The following is a 16,176-nucleotide window of genomic DNA, read 5'->3' on the forward strand; positions in this document are numbered from 1 at the left end:
TGAGCACGTCGGAGCTGCAATTCCGGGGCGGTCTCGACACTCTCACCCGACTTTGATCCACACATTCACTGAGTAGGTCCTGTGGTTTGACTGTATGTTTTTCCGCATCAGCACTCGAGTACCGTCCGACACTGATGGAGACGATATTCGACGTAGGTTCTGCACACGGGTTCTCGACGGAACGAAGAGAAACCCGCTGCGGAGACCCGAATCGGATATTCACTGCATCCTCGGCCACTATCACCTGGGCCACTCGGTACGAGGAAAACACACCGCACACCTTTGGGTGACCCACCCTGCTGGTCGTCAGTACCAGCTGGGTGGGTCGAGTGTGCCCAACTCTGGGGGGCCGGGCACACGATCGGGAGCGGCTCGCCTGCAGTCGTGTGACATCTCGGCGAACCCCTATCCATCGCCGCCTCGAACGGAGATGGTGCGGAAGGGAAATGTAGCGCACACGATTTCACTGACCTGTAACCACCCGGCGTGTTTCGGCGGCCATTTCGTTCTTGCGATGTGAGGCGGATCTAAGCTCACCTCGACAACCACGGCCTCAACCTCACGGGAGCAGCGATGAGTCCTCGGCCCACCTGGCTCCACACCCGATCCACCGAATTCCGGGCCGCCCTCCTCGATCTCGGGCTCACGATCACCGACACCGAAGCCCGGAATATCCTCGACGACAAAGTCTCCGAATACGCGACCTTGATGAGAGTCACCCGCCAGACCACGCAGCGCGATTTCACCGACGAACGCCTCCTCGCATTCGCGCAGTCCCTCGCTGTGTCACTCTCCGACGAAGCCCCCCGGCGCCGACCTGATCGGATTCGAGCGCAGCATCTCCATGCCCGTCGCCGCCGTCGGCCTGACCACCGCGGCGCTGGCCGAAGCCTTGAAAGTCGCACACATCAACCTCGACGACAAAGAAGCTGTCGCCGGCCTGTCCCTGCTCTCGACTCTCGGCATGATCACCGCCGACGCGAACCACTCCGTCGTCCCGACCCCACGCCCGCTGCTCTTGCGGATCGCCCGCTACCTCGACGGCGCCGCAGCATCCGTCACCGACGGTGCGAACCTGCCCGACGGCCTCGACAACACCCACCGACAGCACTTCGCGGACATCCTCGCCCAGGACGCCGACGGAATCCGGGCCCTCGCCAACAACGAAGACGGCGACACCCCGCGACTGTGGCGCACCCCCAACCCACGCTGACCGCCGACGCAGCGAAAACACAGTCGATGCGCTGAAACCTGCCGGACGGCTCGCCCGCCGATAGACCAGAGGTGGCTACCGGCGGAGCGTTCGCCATACCCGTTGGGGACCGGGTGATGCCGCCCCCGAAAATTTACGTGCCACCCACCCCGGTTACCAGTCTTCGCACAGTTACAGCTACTTGAGCATTGAACTACCGAGGAGTACCTCGCCGCCTGCAGGTGAACCGTACCGAGCTAGTTCCTCGCATCCAGGGGTGCGCCGTCACTTACCTCCCACGTACCGAGCGCCCAGCAATGACGCAGTAACATCACACTGTGGTGCGCTGCTTTCCGCCTCGGTTCCAGCGCACCACCCGTTGCCACCGCGCAGGCAGTCGCCCCTTTCACTCGGCCTGCATGATCCACACGTGCAGGAGCTACCCATGGCCTCCCCCGACGAGCGTCTGACCGCCAAACTCGAGCAACTCCCCATCAGCGACGACGCCCCCATGTGTTCACTCCTGCGCACCACCCTGCTCAAACACGCTCAACACGGCAGCGACATCACCGAACCCACTGTGCTGGGACTGCTCGCTATCACCGGCGCCCTCGAAGAACGACTCACCCGACTCGAAGCCACGATTCAGCCCTCCCCCACACCATGACGGCACCACCGCCTCGCATCGACCGACGAAAGCGCGTCCGAAAATTCCTCGGAGCGAGGTCAGAAATTGCCGTTATCCTCGGCTGCATCCTCTTCGCCCTCGTCATCGTCTGGTGGGCAGCCTGAAAAAAACTTCTCTGTCGAAAAGACAAGGTCTGTGGGTTATTCGACATAGATTGTCGACACCAGTTCTCGACACCGCTCCCTCAGTACGAACTGGGGTGTGAATCGCGGATTTAGGTGGCACGCCTTTTACGGTGATAGCTGTCGCGGGCGCTGTGCCGACCCGCGGCTCCCAAACGATCATTTTCGGCAGGGGGACAGGGTATGTCCTCGTTCGTTCCTAGCGTCGTCGTCGTGGCGTGGTCCATCTGAGCCAGCACGCGATGGAAGGAACTTTGTATGAGTGCAGAAGTACAGCCGTTTCGAATTGACATCCCCGAGAGCTCTGTCGAGGAGCTAAAACGCCGGTTGAGCGAGACCCGGTTTCCGCCGCCGCTGCCTGGTGATGACTGGTCGACAGGAGTGCCGGTCAGCTATCTGCGACGGTTGGTCGCGTACTGGGTTGACGAGTTCGATTGGGCGGAGCAGCAAGCGTCGCTGAACATGCTTCCGCAGTTCACGACTGTGATCGAGGGGCAGACGATCCACTTTGTCCACGTCCGATCGAAGGTTTCGGGCGCGCTGCCGCTGGTGCTCACTCACGGATGGCCGGGGTCGTTCGTTGAGTTCGTGGACCTCATCGGCCCCCTCACTGATCCGGAAGCGCACGGAAGGGCGGCGGCGGATGCGTTCGATGTGGTCATTCCGTCGCTGCCGGGATTCGGATTTTCGAGCCCGGTGGTTGAGGGCGGTTGGGACGCGGCTCGAATCGGGCGGACGTGGGCAACACTGATGGAACGTCTCGGCTACGACCGATACGGGGTACAGGGTGGTGACATCGGTGCTGCCGTCTCTCCCGAGGTCGCGCGAGTGGCACCGTCTCATGTGGTCGGCGTCCACGTTAATGGTTCGATGGGAATGCCGTTGCAGGCTCCCAGCGAAGCAGATCTTGCGTCGTTCACTCCGTTGGAGCTTGACCGTCTGGGGCGGGTTCAGGCGTTCATGCAGGAGGAGTATGGCTACATCGCGATCCAGTCCACTCGACCTCAGACTCTCGCCGCGGGGCTCGTGGATTCTCCCGCTGGCCAGCTTGCGTGGATCATCGATAAGTTCCAGAAGTGGACCGTTCCGCACGAGGAGCTTCCCGAAACGATCATCCCCCTCGATCGAATCCTGACCGACGTCTCCCTGTACTGGTTTACCGAGACCGCGGGCACAGCTGCCTACATCGGGTACGCGCAGCACTCAGCGTGGGGAGCAACTAAGGAGCCCTCCGGTGTTCCCACCGGGGTCATCATGTTCGCTCACGACGTCGGTATTCGCCGCTACGCCGAACTGGAGAACACCATCACTCGGTGGACTGATGTGACCGACCGTGGCGGGCACTTCGCCGCCCTCGAAGAACCGCAGCTCCTTATCGCAGACCTGACGGAGTTCTTCCGGCCTCTCTGCTGACCAGAGTGGGCCGGTCGTGCGATGGCCGGCCCACTCTGGTTAACCTGGCTGCGCTGCGCGAGCAGCTTGCTGCGCTACGTGGACGAACGCGGTCCGTAGCTCGTTGGGTTCTAGCACCTCGATGTCGGCTTGTAGGAGCAGGAGCCATCTGGCGATGGACTCGTAGCTCTCGGCTCCCGCGTGCACGATCGTGGTCCGAGTTGTCTCCTGTTCGATAGCTCCCCATGCCGGCGCAACCCAGCGCTGCACCGTATCCACTGTTGCGTGCACGCGGACGGTGGCGGTCACCTGCTGCCACCCCGCGCTGAGCTGCCGAGTCACCCATTCATCGACGCTCGGGCCGGGAAACGTATGCGATCGGATCGGCATCTGGCTGACGGCGACGTCGGAGATGCGATCGACACGGTACGTCTGCCAATCGTCGGTGTCGACGTCGAAGGCGACGAGGTACCACCGCCGCACTGTGTTGACCATCGCAAGGGGATCAACCCGTCGGTCCTTCGTCGCTCCGTTTCGCTGCGAGTGCTTGAACTCCACTCGACGGCCGAGCAGACATGCTCTTGCCAGCTCACCGAGAACCCCGATGTTGACGACCGGGGAGTCTATTGGTTCGAGACCGTCCACTGGCGCATCGATCGTGACTTTCGCTACCGCATCGATGACCCACCGCACATGAGTGGGCAGTGATGCGAGGAGCTTGCCGAGAGAACTGGCGGTCAGGGTTGGATCAGAGCTTTCCTTCCACCTTCGAAGCGCGAGAGCACATGCCAGCGCCTCATCTGTGGAAAGAAAGATCGGCGGCAGGACCGCCCCAGGTTCGAGAGAGTATCCGCCGTCGACACCGAGACGTGTGTCAACGGGGTACCCCAGATGGCTTTGTCGGCCAATGTTGACGTCGCTTGTTGATAGATCCTGACGTCACTTCGGATCTGGGGTTCCTGCCGCGATTGCATATCGGTGAATGCCAGCGTCACTCACAGCCCGCGGGGAAGGGTCGACGGCATGGCTCGCACTCCTTTCGCAGACCTTTCCTCAGGGCCCAGCTCGCGCGCAAGCGTTCGGCTTATGGGGCGCGGCATCCGGCAGCGGTGGCGCTCTCGGAGTACTTGGCGGTGGAGTCATCGTCGAAACCCTAGGATGGCGGTGGACTCTGCTGGTGAACGTCCCGATCGGGCTCGCACTTCTGGCGTTGCTCATCTTCGGTAACCGGACGCCGCACCCCACCGCACGGCCCCATCTCGACCTGGCCGGCAGCACCGCGTTCCTAGTAGCTACGGCATCACTTGTACTGGCAGTCATGTCGGTTTCGAACTCTTTCACCGCTGCCGGGTGGGCCTTCCTTGGACTGGTCAGTGTCGTCACATTCGTGCTCATCGAGAAGCGCGCGGCATCACCTCTGATCCCTTTTGTAGCGCTCGGTCGAACCGGCGCCTGGCGGCCCGCTACCGCGATGATGTTCATCGGCGGAGCCATGACAGCCACTTTTTACTTCATGACCCTCAACCTGCAGTTGTTCCACCTGCTCAGCCCCCTCGCCACCGGTCTCTCATTCCTTCCCCTATCACTCGGGGCTTTCCTCGCCGCAGCCACCAGTCACCGGCTCCAGCGGCGGCTCGGGACAGACAGAACGACCGCGCTCGGCGCGCTCATCATGACAACCGGTCTGGCCGCGATCTGGGCCTTCTCTGCTGCCCCCTTCCCCGCGGCCCTGATTGCGGCGAGCGGGATCTTCGGCATCGGCATGGGTATCGCACTGGCGTCAATCGCTGACGGCACGACTCACCTGCTCCCCGCAGCACTAGCCGGAGCTGCTTCCGGAGTGCTCACAACCGCGCAGCAGTTTGGAAACAGCTTCGGCCTCGCCATCGTCGCTGCCGCCGACGGGCAGATACCGACCAACCACTACGCCGGAGGGTTCGTATCCACGCTAATCCTCAGCGCTATCGCGCTCGCCCTCCTCGCAACGCACGCCTGGTCGACGCAGAAACTCAGACGTGAATCAGCGTGACGCCAGATCCCGTAAACGACCGTTCATAAGTCAGCCGACACTCTCTGTCAGTTTCAGAAGTGGGCGTCATAATTTCCTGGGGTTTTACCTCCGATTGCAGTCGTCTTCTGACATTCTGACTGCAGAAGTGGACTGCACAATCGGTCGATCACACAGGCCTGGCGTTCGGAGGCTGCGATGGACGCGGACAAGTTCGACGTCGCAGAGACTGGTGTGCTGACCGCGTCGGCCGAGCAGTGGGAGCAGGCACGGTCACGGTTCGCAGTGCTCAGCGAACTAGCGGATCGATCCTCGATCGGCACCGCAGTGGTCGAGGATGCAGCACAGCAGTTGGGGGTCTCGCCCCGGCGTGTGTACGTGCTGTTGTCCAAGCTCCGGAATGGGGGAGGGTCGGTCACAGATCTGTTGGTCTCCGCTCCTGCAGGCGGGCGCGGCCGTTCCCGCGTGCCGGCCGAGGTGGAAGAAGTGATCGCCGAGCACATCAACCGCGAGTTTCTGGCTCGCCAGAAGCTCAGTGTCGCCGCACTGCATCGACATATCGCGCTGGCCTGTCACCGTGCGGGACTCCCTATTCCAGCCCGCAACACAGTCGCCGCGCGGATCGCAGCAATGCACCCGGGCCGCGTCGCACGGTCACGTGGCGGACCGGATGCCGCTCGATCGCGGCAATCCGCTGGCGATGTCCCGCCGCCGGTGACGGCGGTTCTCCAGCAAGTCCAGATCGATCACACCGTGGTCGATCTGATGATCGTCGACGAATACGACCGGGTGCCGATCGGACGTCCTTATCTCACGATTGCTATCGATGTCTTCAGCCGCTGCGTGCCGGGCTTCGTGGTCACACTCGACTCGCCGTCCGCAGTGTCGGTCGGGTTGTGTCTGGGCCGGGTGTGCTCGGACAAAAGCGTATGGATCGACGCTCTGGGGCTCGGCGCGGATGTGCGGTGGCCGATGGCCGGAAAGCCGCGCGCCTTGTACGTCGACAACGCCGCCGAGTTCAAAAGTGAAGCGCTACGGCGGGGTTGCGAGCAACACGGTATCGACCTCGGCTACCGCCCACCCGGCAGGCCGCAATACGGCGGGATTGTCGAACGCATCATCGGCACCGTCATGACCCAGGTTCACGAGCTCCCTGGCACCACGTTCTCGAATCCAACGCAGCGGGGCAGCTACGACTCGGAGGGCGCGGCAGCTCTGACGTTACGAGAACTGGAACGCTGGCTGATTTTGGCGATCGCGGCCTATCACGCGGACGTGCACACCGGCCTGAGCCGGAGCCCGGCTGCGCAGTGGACCAGCAGCACCGACGCCGATACCGCTCTGGCGAGCTCGACAGTGGTGGATGAGACCGCATTCTTAGTGGACTTCCTCCCCGTCATCCGGCGCCGACTGACCCGGACAGGGTTCGTCATCGACCACATCCAGTACTTCTCGAACGCGCTGAAACCATGGATCGCCAGGCGAGAGAAGTTGGGTCAGTTCGTTATCCGGCGTGATCCACGTGATCTGAGCAGGGTGTGGGTCCTGGACCCCGACAGCGGCGGCGGGTACGTCGAGGTGCCATACCGGACGATGTCACATCCGGCCGTGACAGCGTGGGAACACCGGGCAGCGGTGGTGCGCCTTCGAGAACAAGGCCGAGCAAGTATCGACGAACACGCTCTGTTCGCGATGATCGAGCAGATGCGTCAGATAGCCACGTCCGCACAGAGGTACACCAAGCGGGCCCGCCGTAATCGCACTCGCCGTTCTCATCTGAGCAGCATCACCACACCACCGGACACGCAGAGCCCGCCCGAGCTCGGCCCAGGCACCGACGACGTGCCGGTTCCGATCTTCGACGACATCGAAGAGTGGTGAATGGATGAACCACGACCCCCGAAACGCTCCCGCCGGCGACGATGACGACCGTAGTTGCGAAGACATCGACGTCGTTCGTGCGGACCTCACCCACCTGCGAAGTTCGGTCAGATCGATTGCGGTTCTTCCTGCCGCGCAACGCATCAGGCATATTCGTACTGAACGGTGGATCGGGTATCCGCGTGCACGGTCGGTGATCGAGCATCTTGAGACGTTGCTGGTGTGGCCGGATCGGCAACGTATGCCGAACGTGCTTCTGATCGGACCGACGAACAACGGCAAGTCGATGATCATCGAGAAGTTCCGGCGTGCGCACCCTGCTGTCAGCTTGCCCGATCGCGAGCAGATACCGGTGTTGTGTATGCAGATGCCTCCAGACCCAGCACCCGCACGGTTCTACCTGGCGATGCTTGCTGCACTCGGAACGCCGATCCGCCCGCGGAGCCGAGTCCACGAACTCGAACAGCAAGCAATCTCGCTGCTGCGAGCGACCGGGGTTCGGATGCTGATCATCGACGAGCTCCACAATGTTCTCGCCGGCCGCGACAACGTGCGCCGAGAATTCCTGAACCTGTTGCGGTTTCTAGGCAACGAACTGCGGATTCCTCTTGTCGGAGTGGGCACCCGAGAGGCGTACCTCGCGATCCGTAGTGATGCACAGTTGGAGAACCGTTTTCACCCCATGACGCTGCCGATCTGGACCAACGACATCGACACCCGCTCCCTGCTGGCGAGCTTCACCGCCAGCTTCCCGTTGCGTGCGCCCTCGCACCTGACGTCGGCGGAGATGACCGATTACCTCCTCACCCGGTGTGAGGGCACCATCGGCGAACTGGCCACGCTGTTGACCGCGGCCGCAGTGACCGCAATAGAGGCTGGCGAGGAAGCGATCACCTCGCAGGTGCTGACGCAGACTGCCTACTCCGGGCCCACCGAACGCCGTCGCCACTTCGAACGGCATCTGGCATGACATCAGCCGATGCCTCGCCAGCGCCTACAGCGTTCGACCACAGTGGGCATCCGCGGTGGCCGCTGCACCCGCAACCATTACCTGGTGAGACTCTGATGTCGTGGCTTGCCCGGACTAGCAGACTGTATTCGTTGATCGGTACAGCGGATCTTCTCGACGGGCTCGGTGTCGACACTTCGGGCGTGGACCTCGACCGCTACACACCCGAGCCGGTGCTATCCGCGCTTGCCCAGAGGAGCACCTGCACAGCGGAACGGCTGCGTGAGATGACGTTGGCGGGCGGTACGCCCTGGCTGCTCGACAGCACCGACCCCGGCGGATGCGACTTCGACACCTACGTCCATCAGTTCTCTGTCCTACTACCGGCGGGTCTGGCAAGGTCAGATCGACGTCGACGCGCACCGCCCGCCGGCACGTGGCTTCCCTGGGTGAGCAAGCTCGATACGCGGGCATGCCCCTTGTGTATCGACGACCTCGACACAGACGCCGACATCGCGGTCATGATGGCTCATCAGTACCCGATGCTGACCAGCTGCACGAAACACCTCTGCCGGCTCGAATTCTGTGCTGTCATACCCGGCCGACTGGTCTTTTGGGACAGGACACCGCCAGGCTCGGACGAACACGCACCACCGATACCCGTACCGGCAGTCGTCGCAGAAATCGACAGACGCACCGCCGTCGCGTTGACGTGCGGGTCGGTCGAGCTCGGCGGAGGCCGTGTTCATGCCGGAGTGTGGTTCAGGCTGCTGCGTACCGTCGTCGACGAGGTATCGACACCGCTGGTCCGCACCGGATGGTGGGCGAAGCCACTGAGCGCGATCTGGAAGTCCACCGGCCATTCTCGCCCGCTGCGGACATCGTGGGTTCCGTTCGAGCAACTGCGGTGTGACGAGCAAGCGAAGGTTTTGTTTGCTGCCGCGACCGCGATCAATGCGGTCGAGAACGATGAGATAGCCGCGAGCGGTGCTGATGCCTGCTTGCTGCGGCCGCGACGGTACGAGCCGGTCGATCCGGGGGCCGCTCCGACGAGGTCTCGCAGTCCGGTACCCGCCCGCAGCGCTTGGGACGGTGTGATTGCGGCGATCGATGCCGCTGTCGCCGCCGCCCGCGTCGACAGCGATGCCGCCCGATCTTTGTTCGGATTCGCTCGAACGGGGTGCCGCACCGAAGATGACGTCGATGAGCTGGCCTATGCCTTCGTCGAGCTCGGTATTCGACTGGACTGGGACTGAAGCGCGCTAGATCGCAATCGCCACACGTTTCTCTGCGCTTTCAGGCGGAATTCGATCGCACCCTGTAGTCACCCACGGTTTGTGTGCGGTGACCCACGAGAATTTTCCTTCCCGCACCGTCTTCGATGAATCGCCAGGTGAGCGTGTTTTGAATCCGAAAACTGTGTCGGAGGTGCCCGATACAGTTCTGCCCATGACAGAACGCCAGCTCACCGGCGGCTCGGCCGCGATTCCAGCTGTCTTGCCGGGCGGTACTGCGGCCGTGTTTCCGGATTTGCCGCCCGAGGTTGCGGCTCGGATCGAGCGATCGATGGCCGCGTCACGCTCCGCGGGGACCCGGCGGGCCTACGCTTCGGCGTGGCGACGCTTCGAGACCTGGTGCGCCGCCACCGGACATATCTCGTTGCCGGCGCACCCTGCGACGGTGGCTGCCTATCTCGTTGGAGCGGCCGACACACTCACAGTCGAGGGAACGCGGGCATATGCACCGTCGACGTTCGGTAAATGGGTTGCCGCGATCGCCGATAGTCACCGCGCTACTGGCCACGACAACCCGTGCGGCCACGAGATGGTGCGCGCCACCGTTTCCGGTATCCGACGGGATTACGCGTCGGCGGGGGAGCGACCCCGCAATCCGCGTGCGCCTCTGTTGACTTCCGACATCACCACGATCGTCGACCACGCGCGTCGCAGTTCGATCGGGTGGGCGTCGGAGGTCCTCGAACGGCGTGACACCGCGCTGCTGCTGATGGGCTACACCGGCGCGTTTCGGCGGGGTGAACTCGTCGCTCTCGAGTGTCGTGATATCCGCCGCGACCGTCTCGACGGCGCGCACGTACGTATCCGCAAATCGAAGACAGACCAGGACGGTGCCGGTGCAGTGAAGGCATTACCGTTCACTGGCCGCCACGAGTCATGTCCGGTCTGTGCGTGGGTGCGGTGGCTTCAGGTCGTCGCCGCGTTCGACTCCGGGGGCAGAGTCGAGGTCATTCGACTGCTCTCTCGCGCAGTGGAATTCGAGTCTCATATCTGCCTCGGCACCCTTCCTGCAGCCGAGAAACGGTCCCCTCTGTTTCGGTCTGTCCGCAAGAACGGAAACATCTCCGATACGCCGCTGTCCGGGGCTGCGGTACATGCGGCGATCCGTCGACGAGCTACTCGAGCTGGATACGACCCCGACACCGTCGCCCAATTCGGCGGGCATTCTCTGCGTGCAGGATTCGTCACGCAAGCCTTTCGCAACGGTGCCGATGCGCACACGATCATGCGCCAGACCGGGCACACCACACCCGCAATGGTCGAAACATATGCCCGCGAGCACGCACCTCTGGTCGGCAACGCGGTCACCGAACTCGGTCTATGACCGGGCGCGTGACTGCATCTGTGAGCGGCGACGGGGCGACCGAGGCAGATGCTGACCACGATGACCGCGCCGGTTCGATACGGCCAGCGGATATCGCGAACGCGGCGGTGCCGAAGCGCGATCGGCACACGTGGTCACTGTTCGAGGACTGGTGCACCGCCCATGACGAACCACCACTGGCGGCCTCTCCGGAGTCACTTGCTCGGTTCCTCCACGCGCACCCCGCCGCGTCGACGACCCAACGCCGCCGGATCGCGGTGATCGACGCCGCCCATTCCCGGCACCTGTTACCCCCTCCGGGGCGCGCGGAGGCTGTCCGGGCTGCGCTGGACGTGGCGCGCACGGCGCGCCTGCACGAGCTGGCAGCCGTGATCGGCGGAATCATCGCGCGTCTCCCCGAATCCGGTTGGCCGTCAGCACTGTTCGCGCGGCGAGATGCCCTCGTCCTGGTCGTTGCCTCGACCGGTCTGCCGTACACCCAGATCGCGGCCCTGCGGGCATGCGACGTCACCGCCGATCCGAGGATCGACGCCCTTCGTATCGACTCAGGCCGCGGCGTTCATATCCTCACCTCCCTCGCACTGACGGGGACGGGTATCTCGCCGCGGATGGTGTACCAGCGCTGGTTGGAGGTGCTCGGCCATCACGCGCGGTATCCGAGCACCCGAATGCTCGCCGACGCTCTCGATGCCGTGGGCGGCACCGGAATCGGAGGATACGACCGGTACGTCGATTCGGCCGATCGACAGCCGCTGTCGACTGCGATCGACCGGTGGGGTCACACCCCGTTGACTGCGACCCCGCTCACGTCGCGTGCGGTCGCCGGCATCGTGCGAGCGCACCTGGACGGACGTGCGCCCACCCGCCTGCAGCCCACTGCGCGGTCACAACAGCCGGAGCGGATCGCGGCATCGGATCCAGTACCGCGGGTCGTGCTCGACCCCGGCTACTACGAACGCGGAACGCTTGCGCGTAGACACGCCCACGGTCTTCTCGATGACGTGGACTCTGTCCTCGCTGATGTCGAAATCCGCGCGGACAGCCTGTTGGAAGCACTCGTCGACTTTCTCGAATCGGAGACCACACGCGTGCCGGCCGACACCGTCGAGTGACAAGTGGTTCGTACTCGAGTTTGCACAAACTCTTCGTTCTCACGGCGGCGACGTCTCCGAACTCTCCGCGATGAAGATCGATCAGTCCGCGGACGAACGGAGGCATCGATCTCGACCCCGCGTTCTGTGGGATCTACGTCGAATCCGCGTCGTCCGAGAGTGGCGGGTTTCGGAAATCTTTCGGAGAGCGTCCGGTCCAGCGTTTGAAGGCGTGAGAGAAGTTGGCGAGGTCGCTGTATCCGAGTTCAGTAGCGATCTCGCTGACCGAAACCGATCGGTCGAGGAGCCGTAGCATCGCGTGCTCGTACAGCAGCGATTGGCGCACCTTGCTGTAGGTGGTTCCTTCTTCGGCAAGCCGCCGTTTCAACGTGCTGCTCGACATCGACAATGCCTGTGCAACACCATGGTTGGTTCGCTGTCCGAGGTCCTTCTCCAACAGTTGCCTCACCTTCTCCGTAGATGACATGGACCCACTTCGCTGGGCGAGTGTTCGCTGCAGATCAGCGATAGCGAGTCGATATGCGAGAGGGTCCGAGAACCGACAAGCCTTGTTGAGGGTGTCCTCGGGTACGTGGACGAAGGAAATCGGAGCGTCGAAGAATCGGCGATTCGACCCCGGACCTTCGTCGTGGCTCACCACCTCGGCCGGCTCCGGCCAGCTCAGATGGAGTGTCACCGGCGATATGTCACCGGCGAGCATGTCCAGCAGTCGTAGTAACGCCGACCCACCGTAGGTGATGACCAAGCAGTCCAGTGCGGAATCGCCTGTATGCGCAGTGAGCCCGACGATCAGACCGTAGTCGCCAGTATGGAACTGCGACTTCAACGCCGTGGAGATCAATGGCAGGTATGTCAGGAGATCGACGATCTCGGCGACCGAACCAGCACTGATCAAAGGTGAACTCAGAGGCCCGAACGATGTCAACTGGGCCTGCTCGGCAAACGCAAATCCGAGTCGAGTGGCCTGGGCGATATCGAGTTCGGGGTAGACCTCCCGAAACCACCGTATCGGTGCCTGAACGTCATGCTGAATGAGCGTCGCTTCACTGGTTCCTTCGCGGTGCATGATCGCACGAAGCCGCGCGGCGGCGTCCGGGTCGAGTGCGCGGCGTTCGAGCAACTGCACGAACGCAAGCGGCGGCACACCCTCATCGCTCAGCTTCACGGTGACCCCTTTGACCCGAATTCACAAGTTTATGACTCCACCGAACATAGCCGTCACCCGCGTTCGCGACGACACTTTCCTCAATCACGCCGGAAACGAGGAGTTGACATGGCAGCTGTAACTTTCGTCGCCCACGATGGTGAGAAGCACGAGGCGGCTCTGGTCGAAGGTCGATCGCTGATGCAGATTGCAACCGACAATGCTGTGCCGGGGATCGATGGAGACTGTGGAGGGGAAACGGCCTGTGGCACCTGCCATGTGATCGTCGACCCGCAGTGGTCAACAGAGGTGGGTCTGTCCGGCGCCGACGAGGAGGAGATGCTGGCGATGAACCCCGAGCGTGAACCCACTTCTCGGTTGTCGTGCCAGATGGTGGCCTCGGAAGCGTGGGATGGCCTGATCGTTCGAACACCTGAATTCCAACTGTGATATGCGAAAGGCAGGCACGACAGCATGAAAGTTTCTGAGTCGATCACCGACAAGGTCCAGTCGACCATCCCGATAGGCCTGCAGATCCAGGGCGCTCATCTGTACGACAAGACCCGACGGTGGGTGACTGGAACGAATGGCAAGAAGATCTTCGTCGAAAGTCCCATCCCACCGGTCGAGGATGTCGAGCTCGCCGACATCGACCTCAGTAACCCCTTCCTTTACAGACAAGGGCGGTGGCAGTCGTACTTCGAACGGGTGCGCAACGAGGCACCGGTTCACTACCAACCCAACAGTCCGTTCGGCCCGTTCTGGTCGGTCACGCGCCATGCCGATATCGTGGCCGTCGACAAAAATCATGCGCTGTTTTCCGCCGAGCCGTTCATCGTCATCGGCGTCCCGCCCCGGTTTCTCGATATCGAGATGTTCATCGCGATGGACCCACCACGCCACGACAGACAGAGGGCTGCCGTCCAAGGCGTGGTCGCACCGAAGAACCTCCGGGAGATGGAGGGACTCATCCGATCACGCGTGCAGGAGGTGCTGGACGACCTCCCCTTGAACGAGCCGTTCGACTGGGTTCAGAATGTCTCGATCGAGTTGACAGCTCGGATGCTCGCAACTCTTCTGGATTTCCCCTACGAACAACGCCGCAAACTCGTCTACTGGTCTGATCTGGCAACCTCGATGGAGCAAGCCAACGGTGGGCCCTCGGACAACGACGAGGTGTTTGAAGGCATGCGTGACATGGCCCGTGGCCTCAGCGCTCTCTGGCATGACAAAGCAGCCAGGAGGTCTGTAGGGGAAGAGTCCGGTTTCGATCTGATCACCATGTTGCAGAGCAACGAGGACACCAAGGATCTGATCGATCGTCCGATGGAATTTCTGGGCAACCTCGTACTGCTGATCGTCGGTGGCAACGACACGACGCGAAACTCGATGAGCGGTGGCGTTCTTGCGTTGAACCAATTCCCCGACCAGTTCGAGAAACTGAAGGCCAATCCCGATTTGATCCCCAACATGAACTCGGAAATCATCCGATGGCAAACACCATTGGCGTACATGCGCCGAATCGCCAAAGCCGACACCGTTCTGAACGGACAATTCATCCGCAAGGGCGACAAACTGGTGATGTGGTACGCCTCGGGTAACCGCGACGAACGCGTTTTCGAGAATCCTGATGATTTCATCATCGATCGCGCCAATGCGCGCAATCACATCGCGTTCGGATTCGGTGTACACCGGTGTATGGGCAATCGACTGGCCGAAATGCAGCTGCGGATTCTGTGGGAGGAGTTGCTTCCCCGCTTCGAGAACATCGAGGTCGTCGGCGACCCCGAGTACGTTCAGTCGAATTTCGTGCGGGGCATCAGCAAGATGATGGTGCGCCTGACGCCTACTTCCAGCGCATGACATCGCAACGGGCGATCATCGTCGGCGCAAGCCATGCTGGGGCACAACTGGCAGCAAGTTTGCGCCAAGAGGGTTGGACAGGCGACATCGTCCTCATCGGTAACGAGTCTGCCACTCCCTATCAACGCCCCCCGCTGTCGAAGGCATACCTGGCGGGCAAATGCGTACTCGACGACATCGCCATTCGCAGCACGGACTTCTACTCCAAGCAAGGTATTCAGCTTCTGAACGCGCAGGTGGAGGCCATCGCTCGGTCGGAAGGCAACGTCGTTCTCGACACCGGCGAGAAGCTGGCCTACGACAAGCTCGCGCTGTGCACGGGAGCCCGTCCTCGTCGGCTCACCGTTCCCGGGGCCGATCTCCACGGGGTGTACTACCTGCGCACCGCAGCGGACGTCGAGAGGATCCGTATGGCCACCAGCCCTGGTCGGCGGGTGGTGATCGTCGGAGGCGGCTACATCGGACTCGAGACAGCGGCATCGCTGCGCGTACTGGGCGTACAGGTCACAGTCCTCGAGGCAGCTGGGCGTGTGCTCGAGCGGGTCACTGCCCCCGACGTATCGACGTTCTTCGAGCGGATACATCGCGAGCAGGGAGTCGACATCAGAACGAACGCGATGGTCGAGGGCCTGTCCGGTGACCGTGAGGTTCGTGAAGTCACCTTGGCCAGCGGGGAATCGATCCCCGCAGATCTGGTCATCGTCGGTGTCGGCGTCGAGCCGAACACCGACCTCGCCGCCGATGCGGGTCTTGTCATCGACAACGGCATCGTGATCGACGATCACACTCGGACCAACGACCCCGACATCATGGCGGCGGGGGACTGCGCGAGCCACGACATGGCCCGTTACGGCCGTCGACTACGGTTGGAGTCCGTCTCGAGCGCAGGAGAGCAGGCCAAAGTCGCTGCCTCGACCGCCTGCGGGAAGTCCAGAAAAATCGAAGCGTTGCCGTGGTTCTGGTCAGATCAGTATCACTTCAAGCTGCAGATCGCCGGCCTCAACACCGGATACGACGAAGTGGTTCTCAGCGGTGACCCCACCCGCGACAGTGACTTCAGTTGCTTCTATCTCCAGGCCGGTGAGCTCATTGCCGCCGACTGCATAGGTCGCCCGCGCGAGTTCATGTACAGCAAACGGGTGATCGCCCAGCGACTCCCCGTCCAACGCGAAGACCTGATGCTCGGCGGACTCGCGCGCAACTGAC

14 protein-coding genes are annotated in these 16,176 nt (G+C 62.5%); 12 read left to right on the top strand and 2 right to left on the bottom strand.

Annotated elements, in window-relative coordinates:
- The first annotated feature begins 844 nt into the window (after nucleotides 1–844).
- The 3 genes from ABWI03_RS32430 (at nucleotide 845) to ABWI03_RS32440 (ending at nucleotide 3,415) form a co-directional block, all read left to right on the top strand.
- Nucleotides 845–1,213 carry a hypothetical protein gene (locus ABWI03_RS32430; protein ID WP_298773656.1) on the top strand — a complete coding sequence of 123 codons (369 nt, stop codon included), beginning with the start codon at nucleotides 845–847 and terminating at the stop codon, nucleotides 1,211–1,213.
- Between the two features lie 424 nt (nucleotides 1,214–1,637).
- On the top strand, nucleotides 1,638–1,859 hold the full coding sequence (locus tag ABWI03_RS32435) for a hypothetical protein (protein WP_209923336.1): 222 nt from the start codon (nucleotides 1,638–1,640) through the stop codon (nucleotides 1,857–1,859).
- A gap of 401 nt (nucleotides 1,860–2,260) precedes the next feature.
- Nucleotides 2,261–3,415 carry an epoxide hydrolase family protein gene (locus ABWI03_RS32440; protein WP_030537351.1) on the top strand — a complete coding sequence of 385 codons (1,155 nt, stop codon included), beginning with the start codon at nucleotides 2,261–2,263 and terminating at the stop codon, nucleotides 3,413–3,415.
- A 39-nt stretch (nucleotides 3,416–3,454) separates the two neighbouring features.
- Here the strand turns inward: ABWI03_RS32440 and ABWI03_RS32445 are convergent, their stop codons facing one another.
- Nucleotides 3,455–4,087, bottom strand: coding sequence for a WYL domain-containing protein (locus tag ABWI03_RS32445; protein WP_037126978.1), 633 nt, complete (start codon nucleotides 4,085–4,087; stop codon nucleotides 3,455–3,457).
- 289 nt (nucleotides 4,088–4,376) lie between these two features.
- Here ABWI03_RS32445 and ABWI03_RS32450 point away from each other — a divergent pair, with 289 nt between their 5' ends.
- The 6 genes from ABWI03_RS32450 (at nucleotide 4,377) to ABWI03_RS32475 (ending at nucleotide 11,963) form a co-directional block, all read left to right on the top strand.
- Entirely contained in the window at nucleotides 4,377–5,423 is a 1,047-nt protein-coding gene (locus ABWI03_RS32450) for an MFS transporter (protein ID WP_030537352.1), read from the top strand.
- A gap of 177 nt (nucleotides 5,424–5,600) precedes the next feature.
- Nucleotides 5,601–7,283, top strand: a complete 1,683-nt coding sequence (locus ABWI03_RS32455; RefSeq protein ID WP_054827568.1) for a TnsB C-terminal domain-containing protein — start codon at nucleotides 5,601–5,603, stop codon at nucleotides 7,281–7,283.
- A gap of 4 nt (nucleotides 7,284–7,287) precedes the next feature.
- Complete coding sequence (locus ABWI03_RS32460; protein WP_054827569.1) at nucleotides 7,288–8,253, top strand: TniB family NTP-binding protein; 966 nt, start codon at nucleotides 7,288–7,290, stop codon at nucleotides 8,251–8,253.
- The gene (locus ABWI03_RS32465) at nucleotides 8,250–9,488 is read left to right on the top strand and encodes a TniQ family protein (protein ID WP_256670145.1); all 1,239 of its coding nucleotides are present in this window, start codon (nucleotides 8,250–8,252) and stop codon (nucleotides 9,486–9,488) included. Before ABWI03_RS32460 ends, ABWI03_RS32465 begins: the two co-directional genes overlap by 4 nt.
- Nucleotides 9,489–9,681: 193 nt before the next feature.
- Nucleotides 9,682–10,851, top strand: a complete 1,170-nt coding sequence (locus tag ABWI03_RS32470) for a site-specific integrase (RefSeq protein ID WP_054827592.1) — start codon at nucleotides 9,682–9,684, stop codon at nucleotides 10,849–10,851.
- 8 nt (nucleotides 10,852–10,859) lie between these two features.
- A complete protein-coding gene (locus tag ABWI03_RS32475; RefSeq protein ID WP_235172423.1) occupies nucleotides 10,860–11,963 on the top strand; it encodes a recombinase in 1,104 nt (367 codons plus the stop codon).
- Nucleotides 11,964–12,096: 133 nt separating this feature from the next.
- Here ABWI03_RS32475 and ABWI03_RS32480 read toward each other — a convergent pair whose 3' ends face one another.
- Nucleotides 12,097–13,128, bottom strand: coding sequence for a helix-turn-helix domain-containing protein (locus tag ABWI03_RS32480; protein ID WP_054827571.1), 1,032 nt, complete (start codon nucleotides 13,126–13,128; stop codon nucleotides 12,097–12,099).
- Nucleotides 13,129–13,236: 108 nt separating this feature from the next.
- Here ABWI03_RS32480 and ABWI03_RS32485 point away from each other — a divergent pair, with 108 nt between their 5' ends.
- Genes ABWI03_RS32485 through ABWI03_RS32495 form a run of 3 tightly spaced genes read left to right on the top strand, consistent with a single transcriptional unit; the run spans nucleotide 13,237 to nucleotide 16,175 of the window.
- On the top strand, nucleotides 13,237–13,557 hold the full coding sequence (locus ABWI03_RS32485) for a 2Fe-2S iron-sulfur cluster-binding protein (protein ID WP_054827572.1): 321 nt from the start codon (nucleotides 13,237–13,239) through the stop codon (nucleotides 13,555–13,557).
- Nucleotides 13,558–13,581: 24 nt separating this feature from the next.
- Entirely contained in the window at nucleotides 13,582–14,970 is a 1,389-nt protein-coding gene (locus ABWI03_RS32490; RefSeq protein ID WP_317549635.1) for a cytochrome P450, read from the top strand.
- Nucleotides 14,967–16,175, top strand: a complete 1,209-nt coding sequence (locus ABWI03_RS32495; protein WP_317549634.1) for an NAD(P)/FAD-dependent oxidoreductase — start codon at nucleotides 14,967–14,969, stop codon at nucleotides 16,173–16,175. The genes ABWI03_RS32490 and ABWI03_RS32495 overlap by 4 nt, the downstream gene beginning before the upstream one ends.
- The last annotated feature ends 1 nt before the right edge of the window (nucleotide 16,176 follow it).

Source organism: Rhodococcus baikonurensis (assembly GCF_040489275.1).
GTDB classification, from domain to species: Bacteria; Actinomycetota; Actinomycetes; order Mycobacteriales; family Mycobacteriaceae; genus Rhodococcus_F; species Rhodococcus_F baikonurensis.